This is a genomic window from Streptomyces swartbergensis (assembly GCF_002148965.1).
In the GTDB taxonomy this organism is placed as follows: domain Bacteria; phylum Actinomycetota; class Actinomycetes; order Streptomycetales; family Streptomycetaceae; genus Streptomyces; species Streptomyces swartbergensis.
In genome coordinates this window covers 1-21,730 of record NZ_NGFN01000129.1, presented here as the reverse complement: position 1 = coordinate 21,730, position 21,730 = coordinate 1, and the positions used below count along the sequence as shown (strand labels likewise).

Genomic DNA, 21,730 nt, shown 5'->3' with positions numbered 1-21,730 from the left:
CATGGTGCGTCACCGGTCCTGGGACAGGGAGACGAGTTCCGCGAACAGGCCTCCGGCGTTCGCCAGTTCCTCGTATGTGCCCTGTTCGATGACGCGGCCCTGGTCCATGACGAGGATGCGGTCGGCGAGCTTCGTGTTCTCGAGCTGGTGGGTGACGACGATCGTCATGCGCTCGGCGGCGATCCGTTTGATCTCCAGGAAGATGGCGTGCTCGCCACGGGCGTCCATCTGCGAGGTCGGTTCGTCCAGGATCAGGAGCGGGGTCTGCCGGTAGAGCGCGCGGCCGCACGCGAGGCGTTGCCACTGCCCGCCCGACAACTCGGCGCCGCCCCAGAGTTCTTTGGCGAGGAGGGTGTCGAGCCGCTGGGGCAGTTTCTCGATCGCCTCGCGCATGCCGACGGCGTCGACGACGTCCCACACCGGTCCGTCGTCGTTCGTCCGTGGCTGGCCGAGGGTGATGTTCTCGCGGGCGCGCAGCGGCCAGGCGGCGAAGTTCTGCGGGACGAGCGCGGTGCGTTTCCACACGGCGTCGGGGTCGGCCCGGGCCAGGTCGGTGTCGTCCCACAGGACGCGGCCCTTGTCGGCGAGCAGGACGCCGGTGATGAGTCTGGTCAGGGTCGACTTGCCCGAGCCGTTCTCGCCGACGACGGCCAGGATCTCGCCGCGCCGCAGCGTGAGCGATACGCCCGCGACGGCGGGTTCGGCCTTGCCGGGGTACCGGTAGACGATCTCGTCGAGGCGGATCCGGTCCACTCGTTCCGGGATGGCCAGGTCCCCGCGCCTGGGTGCGCGTTCACCTGCGATGTCGAGGAAGGACCGCATGTCGGCGAGGTAGAGCGAGGTGTGGAACATCGCGGCGCCGTGGATGACGAACTGGGAGAGCGCGGCCAGTGTGGTCTGGACGGCGACCACGGCGGTGGCCGCGACGGGCAGGGCGATGCGGCCGGTGGCGGCGAGCCAGGCGAGCGTGGCCCAGGTGCACAGCAGGAAGGCCCCGCCCAGGGCGCTGGTGCCGAGGGTGATGCGCAGCATGCGCGGGGCGGCGGTCAGGGTGCGCTGGTCGATCCGGTCGGACAGGGCCCGGTACCAGTAGGTGAGGTAGCCGGTCATGCCGTTGGCGCGGACCTCGTCGCCGAAGCGGGAGTAGGTGGCCCACCAGCGCATCATGGAGCGCACGTTGCGGTCGCCGAGGTTGAGGTAGTGGGTCTCGTAGTCGACGCGTGCCGACAGGACGGCTCCGGCGCCGGCCGGGAGGACGGCCAGCAGGAGCAGGGGCAGCAGCAGCGGGTGCAGCGTCGTGACGACCCCGCTCGCGGCGATCATGCGGATGAGGGCGGACATGAACCGCTGGGCGTCCTGCACCATCAGCCGGGTCCGGGTGACGCCGATCTCGGCGGCCTCCTGCCGGTCGGCGAATCCGTCCTCACCGTAGGCGCTGGACTCCACGCGGCACACGGCGGTCACCAGCGCGATGTCCGCTTCGGTCGTCAGCCGCGGGGTGATCCGTCCGTCGGCGTACGAGGACAGGGCGCCGCTGACTCGGCCGATGGCCGCGGCCGTCGTCACGACGATCAGGGCGGGCAGCGCGGCGTGCAGGCGTTCGGACACGGTGCCGGTGCCGAGGATGTGGGTCATCGCCTGTGCGGTGAAGGCGAGGACGACGGCGGCCGCGCCGCCGGTCAGCAACTGGCAGGCGAGGAGCAGCACGACGCCGGTCCTGTCGACGGCCCACGCCATCCGGGCCGTACGCCCGAGCACGGAGGGCAGACGTCGGCACATCGCGGTGAAGCCGGCGTCTGCCAGCGGGTTCTTGCCGAACTTGCCCTCGAAGGTGATGGTGGCCGGGGGTGGAGGGGGTGGCGTCTTCGCGTTGTCCATCGAGGCGTCAGTCACCGTCACTGCATCGCTCCTCGGGTCGTGCCGCGCCTGGTCGGCTCGGCCGTGCACGGCATAACGACGCGGCGCGGGAATCGAACGCGATCGATTCCGGACGTGTGCGACACCAGACACGGCAAGGGCGCGAACAGGTGGACGCGGTGCTGAAGCCGTCCCCGGGCGGCTTGAGTTGGCCGAAACGCCGAGGTCTGAAACCGGAGTGACCGATGAGGTTCGTACGTGCGGGATCGCGCCGCGGCAGTCGCATGCCGCGGCGCGATCAGGGCTCGGCGAGGGAGTCAGCTCGCCGGAGCGGGGCCGGGCGGCAGATGGACCGTCATGATCAGGCGGCAGGTTTCCGTGCCCGCGCCGCGATAGGTGTGCGGGGTGTCGCCGTCGAACGTGGCGGTCTGGCCCGCCTCGACGATGTGCTCGGTGCCGTCGACGACCAGGGTCATTCGGCCGGAGGTGACACTGACGGTTTCCACGACACCCGCCTGGTGGGGGTGGCTGGGGTACTCCTCGCCCGGTTCCAGCCGCCAGCGCCAGACCTCGACCGGCGCCGGTCCCGACGTCGTCAGCATCAGCCGGGCCTCGCCGCCCTGTCCTCCGCTCCACAGGGGGGCCACGGCCTCGGCGGACACGACGCGGACGCGGCCTTCGGGCGATCCCTGCATCAGGGCGGAGACCGAGACGCCGAGGGTGTCGGCCAGCCGGACCAGGGTGGCCAGGTTGGGGTTGCCCTGGGCTTTCTCCAGTCCCACCAGGGCGCCCTTGCTGACCTGGGCGCGCCGGCTGAGTTCCTCCAGCGTGAGGCCCGCGCGGATGCGGGCCGCCCGGACGTTGCGCGCGACCGTCCGCAGGGCTGCGGCTGTCTCGGCCACCTGATCACCATCCTTGCAGCTGGATCATTCGACTGCACCGCCCGGTCGTTTGGTTGACATCGGGCGGTCGTTCTGTTGTACGGTCTGGTCGTTCCACTGAATGGTAAGGGATGTGCTGTGATCGCTGTGCTGCTGGCCCTGGGCAGCTCGCTCGCCTACGGATGCGCCGACTTCCTCGGCGGCCTCGGCGCCCGCAAGACTCATGTGCTGCGCACGGTGATGAACGCGGCCCCGGCGAGCCTCGCGGTCGAGCTGTTGCTGTGGCCGGTGCTCGGAGCCTCTTTCAGCGCGGGCACCCTCGGCTGGGGTGCCGCGTCCGGGGTCGCCTCCGCCAGCCGCGTTCGCGCTGCTCTACCGCACGCCGGCGATCGGTCCGATGAACGTGCTGTCGCCCGTGACCGCGCTGGTGTCGGCCGCACTGCCCGTCGGTGTGGGTCTGTTGCAGGGCGAGCACCTGGCCGCCGCGGGGCTGGTGGGGCTGCCGCTCGCACTGGTGGCGGTCGTGCTGGTCAGTGCCGACGAGGGCGCGGGCTCGGCGCGCCCCTCCCGCTTGGCGCTGCCGCTGGCCTTCGGCGCGGGCGCCGCCATCGCCCTTCAGCTGGTCTGCCTGCACCAGGCGCCGTCCGACAGCGGGGTGGCGCCGCTGATCATCGGACGGGCGGTCTCCTCGGCCGTGACCCTGGCCGCGGCGGGGCTGATGCACCGCAGGCTGGGCACCGAGCGGCCCGCGTACGCCCTGTCGGCAGCCGCGGGTGCGCTGGACTCCGTGGCGAACCTGCTGTTCCTGCTGGCCGCCCGCAGTGGAGACCTCGCCGTCGTCGCCGTGATCACCGCCCTCTACCCGGCCGGTACGGTCCTGCCGGCCCGCGGCGTGCTCGCCGAACGGATCCACCGCGGCCGGCTCGCCGGCCTCGGCACCGCCGCCGTCGCGGTCAGCCTGCTCGCCCTGACCTGAGCGGCCCCGCACTTGTGCACCACCGAACCAAGGCCCGTCCCGACGCGAGAAACGGAAAACCCGCCATGCCCGCCTTCCACCTCACCCCCGCCGTCGCGGACGGCTTCCCCGACACCCTCATCGCCCTGGTCACCGCCACCGGCCTGCGCGGCCACGAAACCTGGCCCGACACCGCCACCGCCCTGGAGGACCTGGAGCAGCAACTCGCCGACGGCTCGTGGCAGCCGGCCGACGAGACCGACCCGCGCATCGAGGCCTGGCACACCGCCTACCGCTCCTTCGGCACCAACCCGCGCCGCATCCGCCCCAGCGTCGACGCGCTCGGCCGCCGCCTCGCCAGGAAGGGCACACTGCCGCGTATCAACGCGGCCGTCGACTCCTACAACGCCGTCTCCGTCCGCCACGGCCTGCCCGCCGGCGCCTTCGACCTGGCCCACGTCGCGGGGGACGTCGCCATCCGCCGCGCGGACGGCACCGAGTCCTTCACCCCGCTCGGCGAACCGGACACCGTCGAGCACCCCAAGCCCGGCGAGATCATCTACGCGGACGCCACCGGCGTCCTGACCCGCCACTGGAACCACCGCGACGCCCACCGCACCCGCGTCACCGAGGACTCCACGCAGGTCGCCTTCGTCCTCGAAACCCTCCGCGCCACGCACGACGGCGACCTCCTCAAGGTCGCGGCGGAGGAGTTGCAGGGTCTGCTCGCCCCGCATGCCGCGCGGACCGCCGTGTACTACCTCAGCCCGGCCGAGCCCCGGGCCACCGCCTGAGCAGGTGTGCGCAGGGCCAGGAGGGCGACGTCGTCCTCGTTCTCGGCGGGGCGGACGCGGCGCAGCAGGTGGTCGGTGAAGGAGGACAGGGGGCGGTGGGCGAGGGCGGCGGCGTGCCGGCGCAGCCGGTTCAGGCCCTCGTCGAGGCTGTGGCCGGGTGCTTCGATCAGGCCGTCGGTGTACAGCACGAGGGTGGATCCGGGCGGGAGCAAGGTCGTGGCGTCGGGGCGCGGGGTGCCGGCACTGGCGCCCAGCAGGATGCCGTGTCCGTCCGTGAGGTAGCGTGCGAGGCCGTCGCGGCTGATCAGCAGGGGCGGCGGGTGGCCCGCGTTGGTCCAGGAGAGCTGCCACCGGCCGTCGTCCGCCGCCTCGATCCGGGCGAAGATCATCGTGGCCATGTCGACGTCCGTGATGTGCTGGAGCGCCTCGTCGAGCCGCGTGACGATCCGGCTGGGGGGCTCGTGCTGGGACCAGGCGTAGGCGCGGAGCATGTTGCGCACCTGCGCCATGCCGGCCGCCGCCTCCAGGTCGTGCCCGACGACGTCCCCGACGGCCAGGGCGGTGGATCCGTCGGACATGGGGAAGGCGTCGTACCAGTCGCCGCCGACCTGTGAGGCGTCGGGTGCGGGCAGGTAGCGGACGGTCATCTGGAGGCCCGGAACCCCCGGCATCTGGGGCAGCAGATGGTTCTGCATGGTCTCGGCGACCTTGCGCTGGCGCTGGAACAGCCGGGCGTTGTCCAGGGCGAGCCCGGCCCGGCGTGCGATGTCCTCGACCAGTGGGAGATCGGCCGGAGTGAAGGGGACCGGGTCCTCGGCCCGGCCCAGCGTCAAGGCCCCGAGGACCGCGCGGGTGCTGCGGATGGGCGCGATGGCCGCCGAGTGCATCCCCGTGCTGTCGAACAGCCGGCGTTGCTCGACCGCGATGCCGGAATCAGGTTCGCGCTGGTAGTAGGTGTCGGGCCCGGCCACCGTGGAAGCCACCCCGCGCAGCGCTCTGGACAGGGGCATCGGGGACGCCTCCGGGACGGGCGGCATCGGGCCCTGCAAGTCGTCCCGGCGCACCAGGGTGCCGCCGTCGGCGTGGACGACTTCGGAACGCCAGACTTCGTCGTGCTCGGTGATCAGATCGACGATCACCCAGTCCGCCAGCCGGGGCACGACCAGGCTCACCAGGCGTTCCAGCGCCTCGTCGACGTCGAGCGTGGAGGTCAGCCGTGTGGTGGCGTCGGCCAGCAGGGACAGCCGTTCCAGCTCGGGCAGCGGCCGGCCCGTCGGCTCCGGCTGCGGGCCGGTTTGGGGCGCGGGCTCGACGGTGTGGAAGAGCACGAGCGTGCCGGCTCCGTCGTCGCCGATGTCGTACGGGGTGATCAGCCAGGAGATCGGCAGCAGGGAACCGTCGCCGCGTGCGAAGTAGTCCTCATCGGCCTGGGCGGTCCGCCCGGCGTGGAAGGCCTGCCGCATTCCGCACCGGGTCCTGGGCAGCGGCCGCCCGTGGGCGTCCCGGTGCAGCAGGTCGTGCGCGTCATGACCGAGCAGGTCCTCGGTGGACCGGGCCAGTACGTCCCGGGCGCGGGTGTTGGCCGCGAGGATGCGGCCCTCCTCGTCCACGACGTAGGCGCCGGTACCGATGGCGTCCAGTCTTCGGGTCAGCGAGGTGCCGAGTACGGCCACGGACCGTCGCGCGGCTGTCTCCGTATGCTCCGGCCCTGCCATGTCGTCGTCGCCTCCTCGCTGATCGGCCGCCCCGGTCGGCTGTCGGCCCTTCCACCGGGGGATGCCCTCCTGTGTGCATCCCGTGTGCCCCGTGGCCTCGAAACCAGCCCCCGCGTGGCTGATACCGCCGGGAGCAGCGTGCCGAGAACGCCTGGTGGCTGTCCTGGTATGGGTGGAGCGCGCCCGGGTAAACGCAGGGCGACAGAGCGACCCCGGCAGGGGCGAACACAACGAAAGAGCATCCGTATGGTCCTCCCGCTTGGGAAGCAGGCGGCAGATCGACCGGGCGCGGACGAGCACGCCACGCTGCGTTTCGGCGCGGCCTGGGACGACGGCGCGGCAAGCGCCGTCGACGCGCGTCTGGCCCTGCGCGCCTTCCTCGCCCACGGCCCGAACATCGCCCCCGCCACGATTCCGGCCTCTCTGGCCGTGGACGCCGAACTCGTCGTCAGCGAACTGGTCACCAACGCCATCCGGCATGCTCCCGGACCCTGCGAGCTGATCCTGCGGCTGTTCCGGGGACAGCTGGCCATCACCGTGCGGGACACCTCGGCGGAGCAGCCCACGGTGCGCCAGGGTGACCGGTTCCGCGTCGGCGGCCACGGACTGCGCCTGGTGCACACGGTCAGTGACCGGGTCGCCGTGGCGCGCCGGGCCAGGGGAAAGCAGATCACGGCCTACCTGCGGCTGGCGCCGCACGACCACGCGGGCGCCGGTGCCGGTGAGGGTGCCGGTGCCGGGAGGTCAGTGCTGGCCGCCGGCTGACCCGGCCGACGGTCTCCGTATGCGGTGGGCGCGCGGCGGAATCAGTTCTGCCGGGCGTGTATGGGGCTGTTGGCGACATCCTCCGGGCACTTCCCGTGCCGCTGGCGCGACCGCCGGTCGCGCCTCCAGTCGGACGTCGCGAGGGCCAGGGACGCCAGCATGCCGAGGAGGGCGGCGCCCAGTGCGGTGGCGAGGGCGCCGCGGTAGTCGTCGCCGCTGCCGAGCACCAGGTAGAAGAGGCCGGGCAGGGCGGCGGTGCCCACCGCGGCGCCGAGCCGCTGCCCGGTCTGCAGGGCGCCGCCCGCCGCGCCCGCCATGTGCACGGGCACGTCGCGCAGGGTCATCGTGATGTTGGGTGAGATCACGCAGCCGCTGCCGACGCCGCCCAGGAACAGCACCGGGGCAGCGACCCAGGGCGCGATGTCGAGGGGTGCGAAGCGGAGCAGCAGCGCGGTGCCGCCCAGCCCGGCGATCACGGCCGTGAGGCCGCCCACGGTGAGCATGCGGCCCAGCCGGTCCACCAGCCGGCCGGCGACCGCGGCCGCACAGGCGGAGCCGAGGGCGAAGGGAGTCACGGCGAGGCCGGACCGGAGCGGGGAGAAGCCCAGGCCGTCCTGGTAGAAGAGCGCGAAGACCAGCCAGACGCCGCTGAAGCCGATGAAGTAGAGCGTGCCGACGCCTGCGCCGACGGCGTAGCCGCGCACGGTGGTGAACAGGCGCGGATCGAGCAGCGGCTGGGTGTCCCGTTCGACGAGGCGTCGCTGCCAGCGGGTGAAGCCGAAGAGGATCGCGGCACCGGCGAGGAACATCCACCACAGCCCGCCGAAGCCGCCGGAGCCCGCCTGGACCAGCGGATACATCAACGCGAGGACGCCGAGGCCGAGGAGCACGACGCCGGGCAGGTCCACGTGCTGCCGGCCGGACCGCCGGGTGCGGGGCAGCAGGCGGCGGCCGAGGAGGACGGCGAGGATGCCGATGGGGACGTTGACGTAGAAGATCCACCGCCAGCCCTGGTCGCCGGCGGCCAGGGCGAGGATCAGCCCGCCGGCGAGGGGGCCGACGGCGGACGATATGCCGACGGTGGCGCCGAAGAAGCCGAAGGCACGGCCGCGTTCGGCACCGCGGAACATCTGCTGGATGAGCGCGGAGTTCTGGGGAGCCATGAAGCCGGCCGCCAGGCCCTGGGCGAGGCGTGCCACCACCAGCAGCGTGATGCTGGGGGCCGCCCCGCAGGCCGCGCTGCAGACCACGAAGCCGCCGAGGGCCAGCAGGAAGATGCGGCGCCGGTCCAGCGCGTCTCCGAGGCGGCCGGCGGTGACGAGCGCGAGAGCGAAGGCGAGGGCGTATCCGGACACCACCCACTGCACCTGCGCGGGAGAGGCGTCCAGGCCGCGCTGGACGGAGGGCAGGGCGACCGCCACGATCGAGACGTCCAGCAGGCTCATGAAGCCGGCCACCAGGGTGACCCACAGGGCCCGCCACCGGTGCGGATCCGGCTCGTATCCGGCCTCCTGCGCGCCCGGGTTCCGGTCGCCCGCCGCTGACGCTGTCACATGGGCTCCTCTCACCGGGTGGGCACCCCAGGTGGGCACCGGCGAACCAAGTTCCCCCTCCGGGCACCGGCACACCACGGCCGGCGGGCAGCGCGGGCCTCACCGAACGCACCCGGTCATTACTCCCGGTAGGCATCCGGGTGCCGCGCGAAGGACCGGTACGGCTCCCTCTCGGTCGCCTACAACCTGGCCACGTCGGTCTTCGGCGGTACGACTCCCCTGGTGATCACCGCCCTGATCAGCGCCTTCGACTCGACCCTGATGCCGGCCTACTACTCCACGGGTGCCGCGGTCATCGGCGTCATCGCCGTCCTGTGCATGAAGGAGACCGCCAACAAGCCCCTGGCGGGTTCGCCGCCGTCCGTCGAGACGCAGGCCGAGGCCGCGGAGATCGTCGAGGCGCGGGCCCCTCGGCCCAGGTTCTGACCTTCCGTCGGACGGCTGCGGTTCTTCGCGTCACAGGCCCGGGGCAGCGGCGGCGGTCGTACCGGCCCGCCGCTGCCCCGGGGCGCAGCCCTGCAGTTCGTGCCGATGCCCGGGATCAGGACCTGCGGCCCGTCGTGGAGGCGAAGCCCAGCCAGGTGTGGCGGTTGTTCCACCAGCACCAGCCGACCTTGGGGGCGTTGCGGCGCTCGCGGCCGTCGCGTCCGGTGCCGTTGCTGATCCAGATCGCCGGGGTGCGGGCGTCCATGCTGCCGTTGGGCTTGCGCAGCCGGGACCCGATGGTCATGAAGCAGCGGTTGCGCTCCAGGACCGCCGGCTCCTGGAGCACCCAGTAAATGCCCTCGGTGAGCAGCAGCGGCGTGCGGTCCTCCTTGGTGAGGGCGGGCAGTGCCTCGTCCGGGCTCCAGTTGGCCATGCGGTCACCGCGGTCGACGCCGGTGACGACGTAGAGCGGGGTGTCGGGCAGTTCGACGGCGGAGGGTCTGAACTCGTCGACGTCGGGCATGTCGAGGACGACGAAGCCCGGTCTGCCCTCGCGGCGCAGCAGCGGTGCGAGGGCGGAGGCGGGGGCTCTGTCCGGGTGCACGGCCAGCAGGGCGCCCTCGCCGTCGGTCTCGGCGGCGAACGTACGGATCTCCTCGGCGGACAGCCCGGCGATCTCGTGCACCCCCAGCTCGATCAGCCGCTCCGCCTGCGCGCTCAGGGCCGGGAGTGCGGGGAGGACGGTGGACGTGTCGGGCGTGGCGTCGGGCACGATGCTCCCGTGGTCGGTGACGTGGGCGAACTCATGTGCAACGTGCCGGTCTGCCGTGACGTTCCCGCGACGGATCATTTCTCCAGGAAGGCGAGCAGTGCCGAGTTGACCTCCTCCGCATGGGTCCACAGCAGTCCGTGCGGGGCGCCTTCGATCTCGACGTAGTCGGCGGCCGGGAGAGCCTTGTGGAACTGCCTGGCGGTGCCTTCCACGGGGAGGATGCGGTCGCCCGTGCCGTGCAGGATCAGGGCCGGCACGTCGATCGCCGGGATGTCGGCCCGGAAGTCGGTGTACCAGGTCGACGGCGCGGCGGCCGCCGCGAAGAAGCCGCCGCCCGCGGCGACGTTCCAGCTGTTGCGGACGGCCTCCTCGCTGATCCTGGTGCCGAGGTTCTCGTCGAGGTTGTAGAAGTCCTTGTAGAAGTCCGTGTAGTACGCGTAGCGGTCTGCCTTGACGGCCTCGACGATCCCGTCGAAGAACTCCTTCGGGGCGACCCCCTGCGGGTTGTCGTCGGACTTGAGCAGGCAGGGCTCCAGCGAGGCGAGGAAGGCGACCTTGGCGACCCGGCCGGAGCCGTACCGGGACACGTACCGGGCGACCTCGCCGGTGCCCATGGAGAACCCGACGAGGACGGCGTCCCGCAGGTCGAGGGTCTCCATCACGGTGTTCAGGTCGGCGGCGAAGGTGTCGTAGTCGTAGCCGGTCGTCGGCTGGGCGGACTGCCCGAAGCCGCGCCGGTCGTAGGTGATCACGCGGTAGCCGGCGTCGAGGAGCACGGCGGTCTGCCGCTCCCAGGAGTGGCCGTCGAGCGGAAATCCGTGGATGAGGACGACCGGCCGCCCGGATCCATGGTCCTCGTAGTAGAGGTCTATGGCGGTGGAGTTCTCCTGGCCCACGGTGATGTACGGCATGCGCTGCTTCCTCGTTTCCGGGTGGCTGGTGAGGGGACCTGGCAACGCTAGGACCGGGGCCGTGCGGCCGGTTGCCGGAGAACGCACCGGTTCTTGACCGAGAGCGCACAGGAGCAGTCGCTCGGAGATCGTCAACCCGTCGCACCGCCGTGACCTGCGTGACACCATCGCCGCATGGAAGCATTCTTGACGTCTCATCAGATCGACGCCCGTAAGTCCCGCGCACTCGCCGCGGCCGTCGCCGCGGGGCGTGATCTGGGGCTCACGGTGACCGACGCGAGGGTGCTCTACGACGTGTTCTCCGTCGTGGTGCACCTCGCTCCGTCACCCGTGGTGGTGCGGGTGCCGACCGTCCTGCCGTCGTACTCCGGCCCCGAGTTACAGGCGGCGCGGCAGCGGCTGGAGCTCGATGTGGTGGCGTGGCTGGCGGAACAGAGGCACCCGGTGATTCCGCCGAGTCCGCTCGTGCCGCGCGAGCCCGTGCGGCGGGACGGTTTCTCGATGACGTTCTGGCAGTTCGTCGAGCTGGACCAGAGCGTCGAGCCCGATTACGTGCACAACGCCGGCCTGGTCGCCGACCTGCACGCGGCGCTGCGCTCGTACCCGGGTGACCTGCCGTTCCTGTCGGCAGCCGAACCGCGGTTCGTCTCCGAGGGACTCGCCGCGCTCGAAGGGCGGCCCGACCTGCTGGACCCGGCCGACCTCGACCGCGCGCGGCGCGAGTGGGACGTCCTGGAGCCCGTCATCAGCTCACGCGCGGGGTTCGAGGCGGCGTTCCCGGGCATCGAGTTCCAGCCGATCCACGGTGACTCCCCCGCGGCCAACATCGTCTCCGCCAAGGGCGGCGAGTTGTACTCCGATTTCGAGCTGACGACCTTCGGACCGGTCGAATGGGACCTGGCGGCTCTCGGCCCCGAGTGCGAGGCCGCCTACAACACTGCCGCCGAACGCCGGGGTCTGCGGCGGCTGGACGAGGGTGTGCTGCGCGTCGTCAACGCCGTGGGCATGTCCCGCGCGGTGGCGTGTCTCGCACTCGCACCCCAATTGCCCATGCTCGTCGACGCGTTGCGGCCGGCCATCGAACAGTGGCGGACGATGCCGTTCGCCGGTGGTCTGGGCGGCTGAGCGAGAGGCGGCCGGCTCCGCTCACTCGGGCAGGGGCCGGTCGTCCACGACGTGTTTCATGACGAGGGTGGAGTTCAGGCGCTGGACGCCGGGCAGCCGGGCGAGCCGCTGGTCGTAGAGCTGCTGGAAGGCCGCCAGGTCGGTGGTGGCGACGCGCAGGAGGTAGTCGGGGTCGCCGAACAGGCGCTGCGCCTGGAGCACGTGCGGGACGGCGGCCACGCCTTCTTCGAACGCGGAGACGGTGTCGGCGTCCTCCCAGCGCAGGGTGACGAAGACGAGCGCCTCGAAATTCAGACCCACGGCGGCCGGGTCCACGACGGCCCGGTAGCCGCGGATCGCGCCCTCGCGTTCGAGGTCGCGCAGGCGGCGATGGCAGGGCGAGACGCTCAGTTTCACCCGGGCGGCCAGCTCGGTGACCGTGAGACGGCCGTCGAGCTGTAGCTCGGTAAGAATTTTCCGGTCCAGGGCATCCATGGAGAAGATTCTGCCCCAGATGGCGCGATCAAGGAGTAAAGAAGGGAACACTTTCGGGCTGATCCGACCTAGCCTTCCTCTCGCGACAAGGCACGTGAGAGGGACCGATCGATGGAAACGACGACACTGGCGGCATTCCTGGCGGTGGATCTGCTGCTGGTGTTCACACCCGGAGCGGACTGGGCCTATGCGATCACGGCGGGCGTCAAGGGCCGGTCGGTCGTCCCCGCGGTCGCCGGGCTGATAGCCGGATACGCCGGATACACCCTGCTCGCCGTCGCGGGCCTGGTGGTGGTCGTGGCGAACTCGGCGACCCTGCTCACCGCGCTGACCCTGGCCGGGGCCGGCTACCTGGTGTGGCTCGGCTGCGGCGTGCTGAGGCAGCCTGCCGTCCTGACGGCCTCCGAGGACGAGGTGGGCTCCTCCCGCTTGCGGATCATGCTCAAGGGTGCCGGGATCAGCGGACTGAATCCGAAGGCGCTGCTGCTGTACTTCTCGCTGTTCCCGCAGTTCATCGACCCCGCGGGCGGCTGGCCGGTCGCCACGCAGACCGGCCTGCTCGGCACCCTGCACATGACCGCCTGCGCCGTCGTCTACCTCGCCGTCGGCGTCCTGGCCCGCACCGTCCTGAAGACCAGGCCCGCCGCGGCCCGGGCGGTCACGCGTGTCTCCGGCGCACTGATGATCGCCATCGGCGGGTTCCTGCTGGTGGAACGCCTGGCCGGCTGACGATGCGCTCCTCACGGTGACTGACCGGCAGGGCGTTTCAGGACCCGACGGGGGCGGTGGCGGGAAGCCGCAAAGGGGTACCCGGCGGCCCTCCCTGAGATGATGACCGGGGAAGCGGCAGGGGGTCACATCCGGAGGCACCGTGCACGGACGCGTACCGGAGGACTTGGCGGTCGTCGTCGACGCCCGTGGGCTGATCACGGTGTGGAGCGACGGCGCCCGACGGCTGCTCGGATACGAACCCGACGAGATCGTGGACCGGGCCACCACGCGCCTGCTCGCCGCCGACCTGCCCGGTGCCACGCGACCTCACGTGGCCGACGGGCAGCGCTGGGCCGGTGAGGTCGCGCTACGGCACCGGGACGGCGACCGTGTCGTGGTCCGGCTTCAGGGCACGCCGATGCTGGCCGCCGCTGGGCCTGGGCGGCCTGCCGTTCGAGGCCGTCGAGGTGCGGCTGGAGGAGAACAGCCTGCTCGCCCTCTACACCGACGGGCTGATCAACGCCGCCGACCACGACATGGAGGCCGGGCTCGCCCTGCTCCGCGAGGCGCTGGGCAACCCAGCCGGGGAGCTGGAGGACACGTGTGAGCAGGTGCCGCGCACCGTGCTGACCGGCCGTCCCGCCGACGACATCTGCTGATGCCGGCCCGGACCGCCGCGCTCGACGCCGGAAAGGTGCGCACCTGGCAGCTGCCGCCCGAGCCCGCGGCCGTGGCCCGGGCCCGCAGGATGGCGGGCGGGCAACTGGCCGCCTGGGGGCTGGCGGAGGCGGAGTTCACCACGGAACTCGTCGTCAGCGAGCTGGTCACCAACGCGCTGCGGTACGGCGGCGCGCCCATCGAACTGCGGCTGATCCGCGACTCCGCCCTCATCTGCGAGGTGTCCGACGGCAGCAGCACCGCACTCCACCTGCGCCGGGCCCGCGTGTTCGACGAGGGCGGACGAGGACTGCTGCTCGTCGCCCGGCTCTCCGAACGCTGGGGCAGCCGCCAGACCCCCACGGGCAAGACGATCTGGGCGGAACAGTCGCTGTCCACGGAGTCACTGGCGGCTGACGGCTAGCGGGTGTCGACGATGCCGCCGGTCACCGCGATGACCTCGCCGACCGTGTAGCTGGAGTCGGCGTCGGAGGCGAGGTAGACGTACGTCGGTGCGATCTCCTCCGGCTGGGCCGCGCGTTGGAGCGGAGCCTCGCTGCCGATGTGGGCGAGCCCGTCCGGCGGCATGTGCTGGTCGGCCTCGTTGAGCGGCGTCCAGGTCGGGCCCGGCGCGACCACGTTCGCGCGCACGCCGCGCTTGGCCAGGTGCACGGCGACGGACTTGCTCAGGGTGATCAGCGCGGCCTTGGACGCCGCGTAGTCGATCATCGTCGTACTGCCCTTGAGCGCCTCTTCGGTGGCCGTGGCGATGACGGCGTCGCCGGGCTCCAGGTGGGGCAGCGCCGCCATGAGCAGGTGGAAGTACGCGTAGACGTTCGTCTTGAACGTCCGGTCGAAGTCCTCGGCGGTCAACTGGTCGAGTTCCAGCTTGCTGTTGAGGTACGCGGCGTTGCTCACCAGGATGTTCAGCCCGCCGAGCTCCGCCGCCGTCCGCTCGACGGCCTCGCGGCAGAACGCCGGGTCGGTGAGGTCACCCGGCAGCAGCAGACAACGCCGGCCCTGGTCCTCCACCTCGCGCCGGACCCGCTCCGCGTCCACCTGCTCCTCCGGCAGATGGACGAGCGCGACGTCGGCGCCCTCCCGCGCGTACAGCAGCGCCACCGCCCGTCCGATACCCGAGTCGCCGCCGGTGATCAGCGCGACCTTTCCCTCCAGCTTCCCGCTGGCCCGGTAGCGGCTCGCCCGGTAGCGCGGCGGGGTGCGCATATCGGCCTCGAGGCCGGGCCGCTGTTGCTTGTCGGAGTCGTAGGGCGGGGCGGGCTCGGACACCACCTGTGGTGCGGACCGTTCCTGCTCGGGCTGCACGGGCTTTCCTTTCGCCGGTGTCGTCCACGGCGCGGCCGTTCACCTGGGGTCACGCCGTTTCTTCCCCGCACCGCGTGCCCACATCGGCGGCAGGCATGTTCCCCGTTGCCGCCCGGCCGGCGCCGCGCCGACCGGCATGGCCGCACCCGCAAGGGGTACTCAGTCGATCTTGGAAGGCCCGGCCGGAGGGCCTGCTGTCGGAAGGAGATCCGTGTCTGACGAGACGGTGAAGAACGTCTTCGTAATCGGGCTCGACGAGGCCAATCTGCCCACGCTCCGGGAGGTTCCCGGAGCTGACCGGCTGCGCTTTCACCAGCTGCTGACCATCGAGGAACTTCAGTACGGCGAAGTGCACCTGCCCACGCTGTTCGACAAGGCCCGGGAGGTGCTGGACGCCTTCGACGGCAGCATCGACGCGATCGTCGGCTACTGGGACTTCCCGGTCAGCACCCTCGTGCCGATGCTGAGCGAACGCTACGGAACGCGGAGCACGAGCCTGGAGTCGGTGGTCAAGTGCGAGCACAAGTACTGGAGCCGCCTCGAACAGCAGAAGGTGACCGACCGGCACCCGGGCTTCGACAGGGTCGACCTGTCGGCCGAGCCGCCTCGCCCGCCCGAGAACGTGACCTTCCCGATGTGGGTCAAGCCCGCGCTCTCCTACTCGTCCGAACTCGCCTTCGGAGTCGATGACGAAGAGGAGTTCCGCAAGGCCGTCACCGAGATCCGCGACGGCATCTCCCGCATCGGCCGCCCCTTCGAGCACATCCTCGAACGCATCGACCTGCCTCCGGAGATGGACGGCGTCGGCGGCCGGGTCTGTCTGGCGGAGGAGTCGTTGTCCGGCGTCCAGGTCGCCGTCGAGGGCTATGTCCACCAGGGCGAGGTGACGGTCTACGGCGTTCTGGACTCCATCCAGTACCCGGACTCCCCCTGCTTCCTGCGCCACCAGTACCCCTCGACGCTGCCGCCGGCGGTCATCGCGGAGCTCCACGACGTCTCGGAGCGGGTGATGCGGCAGATCGGAATGGACTCGGCCACCTTCAGCATCGAGTACTTCTACGACCCGCGGACGCAGTCGATCAACCTGTTGGAGATCAACCCCCGGCACTCCCAGTCGCACGCCGAGCTGTTCCAGTACGTCGACGGCGTCCCCAACCACCACTGCATGGTGAGCCTCGCGCTCGGTGAGGACCCGCGCATGCCGCACCGCGAGGGCCCGTACGCGATGGCGGCGAAGTGGTACCACCGCTGGTTCACCGACGGCGTGGTGCGCCGGGTGCCCGGGCCCGAGGAGATCGCCCGCATCGAGCGGGAAACGCCGGGCGTGCGCATCGAGGTGGTCCCCGAGCAGGGCACCCGGCTCTCGGACCTTCCCGGACAGGACAGCTACAGCTACGAGTTGGCGCACATCTTCACCGGCGGGGCGGACGAAGCCGAGCTGCGGGAGAAGTTCGACCACTGCGTGGCCGCCCTCGGCCTCGCCTTCGACGAACCCCCGAAGGAGTGAAGCCCCGCCGAAGTGAACCCCCACGAGAGTAAGGAGCACGTGGGTTCCATGCGTTACGTGACCAACCTGCCCCACGCCACGAAGGAAGAAGAGCACGTCACGATCCCGATGTCCGACGGGGTCCGGCTCTCCGCGCACATCTGGCGTCCCACCTCCTCGGACCATGAGCCGGTGCCCGCGGTACTGGAGTACATCCCGTACCGCAAACGCGACCTCACGGCCGTACGCGACTCGATCCACCACCCGTATCTCGCGGGTCACGGCTACGCCTGTGTCCGCGTCGACCTGCGCGGCACCGGCGACTCGGAGGGCGTGCTCCGGGACGAGTACCTGGAACGGGAGCAGGCGGACGCGGAGGAGGTGCTGGCCTGGCTGGCGGAGCAGCCCTGGTGCGACGGCGGCACCGGCATGATGGGCATCTCCTGGGGCGCGTTCGCGGCGCTCCAGGTGGCGGCCCGGCAGCCGCCGGGCCTGAAGGCCATCGCCATCGCCTCCTTCACCGACGACCGGCACGCCGACGACATGCACTACATGGGCGGCGCCCTGCTGTCGGACAACCTGGCCGAGGCGGGCACGATGTTCGCCTACGGCACCTGTCCGCCGGACCCGGCCGTGGTCGGCGACCGCTGGCGCGAGATGTGGCACGAACGCCTGGAGCAGACCGAGCCCTGGGTCCTGCAGTGGCTGCGCCACCAGCGCCGGGACGACTACTGGCGGCACGCCTCGGTGTGCGAGGACTACAAGAGCGTGCAGTGCCCGGTGCTGGCCTCCAGCGGCTGGGCGGACGGCTACTCCAACGCCGTGACCCGGCTGCTCGGCCACCTGGACGTGCCCCGCAAGGGGCTGATCGGCCCCTGGTCGCACAAGTTCCCCCACCTCGGGGAGCCCGGCCCGGCGATCGGCTACCTCCAGGAGCTCGTACGGTGGTGGGACCACTGGCTCAAGGGCGTCGACAACGGCGTCATGGACGGCCCCATGCTGCAGGCGTGGATGCAGGACAGCGTGCCGCCCTCCACCGCGTACGAGGAGCGGCCGGGACGCTGGGTCGGCGAGCCGGACTGGCCCTCCCCGCACATCCGGCCGGCCGTCCATCCGCTCACCCGGCACACGATCGGGCCTCCGCGTGAGCCGTCGGACGAGGGGAATGCCCCCGACGGCGACGCGATGACCGTGCAGTCGCCGCTGTCCGTGGGCCAGTTCGCGGGCAAGTGGGCCTCCTACAACGCGCCCCCGGACCTGCCGTACGACCAGCGCGAGGAGGACGGCGGTTCCCTCGTCTTCGACACCGAGCCGCTGACCGAGCCGGTGGAGATCCTCGGCTCACCGACCGTGGAACTCGACCTGTCGGTCAGCGAACCGGTCGCCATGGTGGCCGCGCGACTGTCCGACGTGAGCCCGGACGGCTCCGCGACCCGTGTCTCGTACGGCATCCTGAACCTCACCCGCCGCGACAGCACGGAGTCCCCCGAGCCGCTGGAGCCGGGCCGCCGCTACCGCGCCACCGTCCCGCTGAACGGAGTGGCCCAGGCGTTCCCGCCCGGCCACCGCATCCGGCTCTCCCTCTCCACGTCCTACTGGCCGCTGGCCTGGCCACCGCCGAAGCCCGCCGTGCTGAGCGTCCACGAGCACTCCAGCACGCTCACCCTGCCGGTGCGGCCGGTGGAGGAACCGGACGAGGTGCCGGATTCCCCCTTCGGCGAACCCGAGGGCACTCCCCCGCTCGCCACGAGCCAGGTGACGCCCCCCGAGGAGCGCTGGGAGGTCAAGCGGGACCTGATCGGCTACCACTCCGAGCTGGACATCGTGAAGGACCGGGGCACGCTCCGCTTCGAGGACATCAACCTGGAGACGGGGCGCCGCGCCCACGAGCGCTACACCGCGGTCGCCGACGACTTCACCTCGGTCAACGGCGAGTCCACGTGGACCATGCGGTTCCAGCGGGACGACTGGGACGTACGGGTAGTGACGCACACCCAGCTCAGGTGTGACGACACGGACTTCTTCGTGGACGCGACCCTCGACGCGTACGAGGCCGACCGCCGGGTGTTCTCCCGCACCTGGAACGAGCGGGTACCGCGCGACCTGCTGTAGCGGGGCGCAGGGTGGCGGCAGCCGTGCTGCCGCGGTTCCCCGGGTGACCAGGCCGTCAGCGCGTGGCCGGTCCCCGGGGCGCGGCGGGTCGCATGCGCGGGATGGAGCAGTTGCTCGACTTACGCGACACACATACGGCTCGCTCAGCGTGGCGCGGCAGCGGGCCGGGTCAGCCGCTCGCGGATGAGACGGATCACGTCCGGAGCGTGGTCGACGAGGAAGAAGTGCCCGCCGGGGTACCGCTCCATCTCGAAGGCACCCCGGGTGTGCGTGCTCCAGGCGCGTACCTCCTCCTGACTCGCCTTGGGGTCGTCGTCTCCGCTCAGAGCGGTGACGGGGCTGCGGAGCCGGTGGTCCGTCGCGCACACGTAGGTCTCCGCCGCGCGGTAGTCGTTCCGGACGGCCGGCAGGACCAGGCGCATCAACTCGTCATCCCCGAAGACCTGTTGGTCGGTGCCGCTGAGCCCGCGCAGTTCGGCGACGATCCCGGCGTCGTCGCGCCGGTGCACCTGCTCGTCGCGGTGGCACGACGGTGCGCGGCGCCCCGAGACGAAGACCCGCTCGGCGACCCGCCCGTCCTGCTCCAGCCGTACGGCGACCTCGAAGGCCAGGAGTGCGCCCATGCTGTGCCCGAACAGGGCGTAGGGGCGGTCCACCGCGCCCGTCACGGCCCGGCACACCTGGTCCGCGAGGCCGCCGATGGTGTCGATCATGGGCTCGCGGTGCCGGTCCTGGCGCCCGGGGTACTGGACGGCGAGCACCTCGACTTGGGGGCTCAGTGCCTGGGCCACCGGCCGGAAGAAGGACGCCGAACCACCCGCGTGCGGCAGACAGACCAGTTGCACGGGGGCGTCGGGGCTCGGGAAGTAGCGCCGTATCCATGGATCGGTCGTGGTCATGGGGCCTTCCTGGTCGGTTGCGCGGGACCTCGGTTGCGCGGGGACTCGGCTGCGCGGGACGACTGACCAGGCAGGCGCAGGCCGTCGTGCGCCTCCCATTCTGAGGTCGGCACCCAGCGCTCGGACGGGTTTCCGAGGTGCTCGCCTTCGAGGCCGTGGACCCCGCGCTGGGCGGCACGACGACCCTGACGACGACACTCACCGACGCCGAGGGCGGTGGCACCGACGTCCTCATGGTCCACGAGGGGGGCCCGACGCCGTGCCCGCCGCCGACAACGAGACGGGCACGCGCATGGCCCTGGAGAATCTGGCCCGGTTCGTCGAAACCGGCCGGGACCTCTAAGGCGCGGCGCACACGGACGGCAGCGCCCGCCCGAGCCCCTTCAGGTGCAGGCCGTCGAGCCGGTGGGTGTACGCGGACCAGCCGGCGGCCGTGGCCAGGCGAAAGCCGCAGGACGGCAGGGTCCGGGCCCTTTCCGTGTCGTCGAGCGCGGCCAGCAGCTGTGTGGTGATGCGGTCGAGGGCCGGGCGGACCTCCTTGGCCAGGTCGGGCCGCTCGGTGGGGCGCTCGCCGGGGTTCGCGTCCCAGCGGGCGTACAGGCCGCGCTGCACCAGCTTGTTCGCGTCGATCTGGTCCCGGAACACGGCGGCCACGGCGTCCGGGTCGAGGCCGAGGCCGGCCGCCCGGGAGCGGACGTCGTCCAGGATCTGCGCCTCGCGCTTCGGGTCGTCGATCGGCGTGTCCGTGCCGTACTTGGCGGCGGCGACCTTGTCGGCCAGCAGCAGCCGCTGAGCGAGCAGTTCGGTCACCGACGTCAAGTCGTGGGCGGCGGCCGCCGTGTGACGTCCGGGAGCGGACCGCTCGGCGGTGGCGGCCGGGCCCGCCGTCCCGAGGGCCAGAGTCGCCGCGGTCGCCAGGGTGCTGAGAAGGGTGAGGGCGGGCCGGAGACGTCGAGGGCGCACAGGGGTGTCCTTCCGTGGGGGCGAAGCGCCGGACAGCGGCGCTGTCCGGCAACCTACCGATCGCCTCCGGCGCGTGGTTCACCGAGGTCCCAGAAAGGACCCGCCGTGATGCGCAGCCCCTCGCGGGCTACCGACCCCAACAAGTGTTCGTCGAGGGCGTGTTGGAGCAGGAAGGGTGGGAGTGCGGGATCCACACGGTGGGCAGGCCGAGGACGTCCGCGAAGGCGTCGTTGGGGAGGGTGCCGCCGAGGTTCGGCAGGACGGCCGGTTCCTTGCCCGTGGTGTGCCGCAGGGAGTCCACGGCCCAGCGGACCCACGGGTCGTCCGGGCTGAGGCGGGTCGCGGGGACGGCCTGGAGCACCTCGACGCCGACCATGGACAGGCCCTGGGCGTCGAGGTGGTCGCGGACGGTGCGTTCGAGGTCGCGCCAGGGCGTGCCGACGACGAAGCGGAGCTGGACGTCGGCGTGGGCGGTGCCGGGGATGGCGCCGACGGGCTTGGCGGGATCCCCGGCGGCCAGGGTGAGGACCTCCAGGGTGTTCCAGCCGAAGACGCGTTCGGCCGGGGTGAGGCCCAGCTGGCCCTAGTCGGTGTCCACCTCCGGGTCGCCGCCCCCGCCGCCCACGGTGAGGTCCGTCAGGGCGGCCGCGACGGGCTCGGACAGCGCCGGCGGTCGCAGTCCCTCCACCAGGATGCGGCCCCGGGAGTCGACCAGGGTGGCCAGGGCCCCGGCGAGCACCGTGGCGGGGTTGCGCAGGGCGCCGCCCCAGTTGCCCGAGTGGTGGGCGCCCTCGCGCAGGGCCCCGCGCAGGCGGACGTCGACGGCGCCCCGCGAGCCGAGGAACAGGGTGGGGCGGCCGGCCGCGAGGCGTGGGCCGTCGGAGGCGACGAGCAGGTCGGCGGCCAGGTCGTCCGCCAGCCGGCGGCAGACCGCGTGCAGGCCCGGTGAGCCCGACTCCTCCCCCGTCTCCACGAGCACCTTCGGATTGAAGCCGAGCCGGCCTCCCCGGGCGGCCAGGACCTGTTCGAGTGCGGCCAGGTTGACGGTGTGCCGGCCCTTGTTGTCGGCGGTGCCGCGTCCGTAGAGGCGGTCGCCCTCGACGACGAGTTCCCAGGGGGACAGGCCGGTGCGCCAGCGGCCGTCCTGGCCGGGGACGACGTCGCCGTGGCCGTAGAGCAGGACGGTGGGCAGGCCGTCGGCCTCGTGCCGGTGGGCGAGCAGGAACGGGCCCGCGTCCGGCACCGGGTTGTCGACGATCCGTACGGTCGCGCCCAGACGGCGTACGGCGGGGGCGAGTTGGTTTCGCCAAGAAGGCCGTCCATAGGGATGTGAGCACCGCCACTTCAC

General features: G+C 71.8%; 18 protein-coding genes and 5 pseudogenes. 11 read left to right on the top strand and 12 right to left on the bottom strand.

All coding sequences use genetic code 11. The features are described 5' to 3' along the window. Window positions 1-9: 9 nt before the first annotated feature. On the bottom strand, window positions 10-1,899 hold the full coding sequence (locus CA983_RS21210; RefSeq protein WP_425276463.1) for an ATP-binding cassette domain-containing protein: 1,890 nt from the start codon (window positions 1,897-1,899) through the stop codon (window positions 10-12). 275 nt (window positions 1,900-2,174) lie between these two features. Continuing rightward, window positions 2,175-2,759 (bottom strand): helix-turn-helix domain-containing protein, encoded by a 585-nt coding sequence (locus CA983_RS21205; protein WP_086602480.1) that lies wholly within the window; start codon window positions 2,757-2,759, stop codon window positions 2,175-2,177. Window positions 2,760-2,876: 117 nt separating this feature from the next. Between CA983_RS21205 and CA983_RS21200 the strand changes: the two are divergent. Together CA983_RS21200 and CA983_RS21195 are read left to right on the top strand one after the other, a co-directional pair. Then, window positions 2,877-3,714: pseudogene (locus tag CA983_RS21200) on the top strand (EamA family transporter). Window positions 3,715-3,779: 65 nt separating this feature from the next. Next, window positions 3,780-4,487 (top strand): B3/B4 domain-containing protein, encoded by a 708-nt coding sequence (locus tag CA983_RS21195; RefSeq protein WP_086602479.1) that lies wholly within the window; start codon window positions 3,780-3,782, stop codon window positions 4,485-4,487. On the opposite strand, the gene CA983_RS21190 is transcribed toward CA983_RS21195, so the two are convergent. Then, a complete protein-coding gene (locus CA983_RS21190) occupies window positions 4,451-6,202 on the bottom strand; it encodes a SpoIIE family protein phosphatase (protein WP_086602478.1) in 1,752 nt (583 codons plus the stop codon). The two genes, CA983_RS21195 and CA983_RS21190, sit on opposite strands and share 37 nt — an antisense overlap. Before the next feature lie 246 nt (window positions 6,203-6,448). Between CA983_RS21190 and CA983_RS21185 the strand changes: the two genes are divergently transcribed. Further along, window positions 6,449-6,967: an ATP-binding protein gene (locus CA983_RS21185; RefSeq protein ID WP_086602477.1), complete on the top strand. Its 519-nt coding sequence runs from the start codon at window positions 6,449-6,451 to the stop codon at window positions 6,965-6,967. A 41-nt stretch (window positions 6,968-7,008) separates the two neighbouring features. Here CA983_RS21185 and CA983_RS21180 read toward each other — a convergent pair whose 3' ends face one another. Further along, window positions 7,009-8,520 carry an MFS transporter gene (locus tag CA983_RS21180; RefSeq protein ID WP_107500257.1) on the bottom strand — a complete coding sequence of 504 codons (1,512 nt, stop codon included), beginning with the start codon at window positions 8,518-8,520 and terminating at the stop codon, window positions 7,009-7,011. Between the two features lie 156 nt (window positions 8,521-8,676). Here CA983_RS21180 and CA983_RS21175 point away from each other — a divergent pair. Continuing rightward, a pseudogene (locus CA983_RS21175) lies at window positions 8,677-8,946 on the top strand (MFS transporter); the annotation flags it as partial. A gap of 115 nt (window positions 8,947-9,061) precedes the next feature. On the opposite strand, the gene CA983_RS21170 reads toward CA983_RS21175, so the two are convergent. Next, window positions 9,062-9,718 carry a DUF5701 family protein gene (locus CA983_RS21170; protein WP_086602481.1) on the bottom strand — a complete coding sequence of 219 codons (657 nt, stop codon included), beginning with the start codon at window positions 9,716-9,718 and terminating at the stop codon, window positions 9,062-9,064. Window positions 9,719-9,792: 74 nt separating this feature from the next. Continuing rightward, window positions 9,793-10,629 (bottom strand): alpha/beta fold hydrolase, encoded by an 837-nt coding sequence (locus tag CA983_RS21165; protein ID WP_086602476.1) that lies wholly within the window; start codon window positions 10,627-10,629, stop codon window positions 9,793-9,795. Window positions 10,630-10,803: 174 nt separating this feature from the next. Between CA983_RS21165 and CA983_RS21160 the strand changes: the two genes are divergently transcribed. Continuing rightward, complete coding sequence (locus CA983_RS21160; protein ID WP_086602475.1) at window positions 10,804-11,754, top strand: phosphotransferase; 951 nt, start codon at window positions 10,804-10,806, stop codon at window positions 11,752-11,754. A gap of 21 nt (window positions 11,755-11,775) precedes the next feature. Here CA983_RS21160 and CA983_RS21155 read toward each other — a convergent pair whose 3' ends face one another. Continuing rightward, a complete protein-coding gene (locus CA983_RS21155) occupies window positions 11,776-12,228 on the bottom strand; it encodes an Lrp/AsnC family transcriptional regulator (protein ID WP_086602474.1) in 453 nt (150 codons plus the stop codon). Between the two features lie 111 nt (window positions 12,229-12,339). On the opposite strand from CA983_RS21155, the gene CA983_RS21150 reads away from it, so the two are divergent. The 3 genes and pseudogenes from CA983_RS21150 to CA983_RS47995 form a co-directional block, all read left to right on the top strand. After that, window positions 12,340-12,957, top strand: coding sequence for a LysE family translocator (locus CA983_RS21150; protein ID WP_086602473.1), 618 nt, complete (start codon window positions 12,340-12,342; stop codon window positions 12,955-12,957). Between the two features lie 142 nt (window positions 12,958-13,099). Next, window positions 13,100-13,315 (top strand): annotated as a pseudogene (locus CA983_RS49580) (PAS domain-containing protein); the annotation flags it as partial. 49 nt (window positions 13,316-13,364) lie between these two features. Next, window positions 13,365-14,020 (top strand): annotated as a pseudogene (locus CA983_RS47995) (ATP-binding SpoIIE family protein phosphatase); the annotation flags it as partial. Here CA983_RS47995 and CA983_RS21135 read toward each other — a convergent pair. Continuing rightward, window positions 14,017-14,922 (bottom strand): SDR family oxidoreductase, encoded by a 906-nt coding sequence (locus tag CA983_RS21135; protein WP_086602470.1) that lies wholly within the window; start codon window positions 14,920-14,922, stop codon window positions 14,017-14,019. The pseudogene CA983_RS47995 and the gene CA983_RS21135 sit on opposite strands and share 4 nt — an antisense overlap. A 211-nt stretch (window positions 14,923-15,133) precedes the next feature. On the opposite strand from CA983_RS21135, the gene CA983_RS21130 reads away from it, so the two are divergent. Further along, window positions 15,134-16,429 (top strand): ATP-grasp domain-containing protein, encoded by a 1,296-nt coding sequence (locus tag CA983_RS21130; protein ID WP_086602469.1) that lies wholly within the window; start codon window positions 15,134-15,136, stop codon window positions 16,427-16,429. Window positions 16,430-16,477: 48 nt separating this feature from the next. Then, on the top strand, window positions 16,478-18,520 hold the full coding sequence (locus tag CA983_RS21125; protein WP_086602468.1) for a CocE/NonD family hydrolase: 2,043 nt from the start codon (window positions 16,478-16,480) through the stop codon (window positions 18,518-18,520). 143 nt (window positions 18,521-18,663) lie between these two features. Here the strand turns inward: CA983_RS21125 and CA983_RS21120 are convergent, their stop codons facing one another. Continuing rightward, window positions 18,664-19,419, bottom strand: a complete 756-nt coding sequence (locus CA983_RS21120; RefSeq protein WP_086602467.1) for a thioesterase II family protein — start codon at window positions 19,417-19,419, stop codon at window positions 18,664-18,666. Between the two features lie 125 nt (window positions 19,420-19,544). Here CA983_RS21120 and CA983_RS47990 point away from each other — a divergent pair. Further along, window positions 19,545-19,762 (top strand): annotated as a pseudogene (locus tag CA983_RS47990) (SRPBCC domain-containing protein); the annotation flags it as partial. Here CA983_RS47990 and CA983_RS21110 read toward each other — a convergent pair. The 3 genes from CA983_RS21110 to CA983_RS47980 form a co-directional block, all read right to left on the bottom strand. Further along, window positions 19,759-20,382, bottom strand: coding sequence for a chorismate mutase (locus tag CA983_RS21110; protein WP_086602466.1), 624 nt, complete (start codon window positions 20,380-20,382; stop codon window positions 19,759-19,761). The pseudogene CA983_RS47990 and the gene CA983_RS21110 sit on opposite strands and share 4 nt — an antisense overlap. A gap of 127 nt (window positions 20,383-20,509) precedes the next feature. Next, complete coding sequence (locus CA983_RS47985) at window positions 20,510-20,758, bottom strand: hypothetical protein (protein ID WP_244207035.1); 249 nt, start codon at window positions 20,756-20,758, stop codon at window positions 20,510-20,512. Window positions 20,759-20,965: 207 nt separating this feature from the next. Continuing rightward, window positions 20,966-21,730: M20/M25/M40 family metallo-hydrolase (locus CA983_RS47980; RefSeq protein ID WP_244207034.1), on the bottom strand; the 765-nt coding region annotated here is incomplete at its 5' end.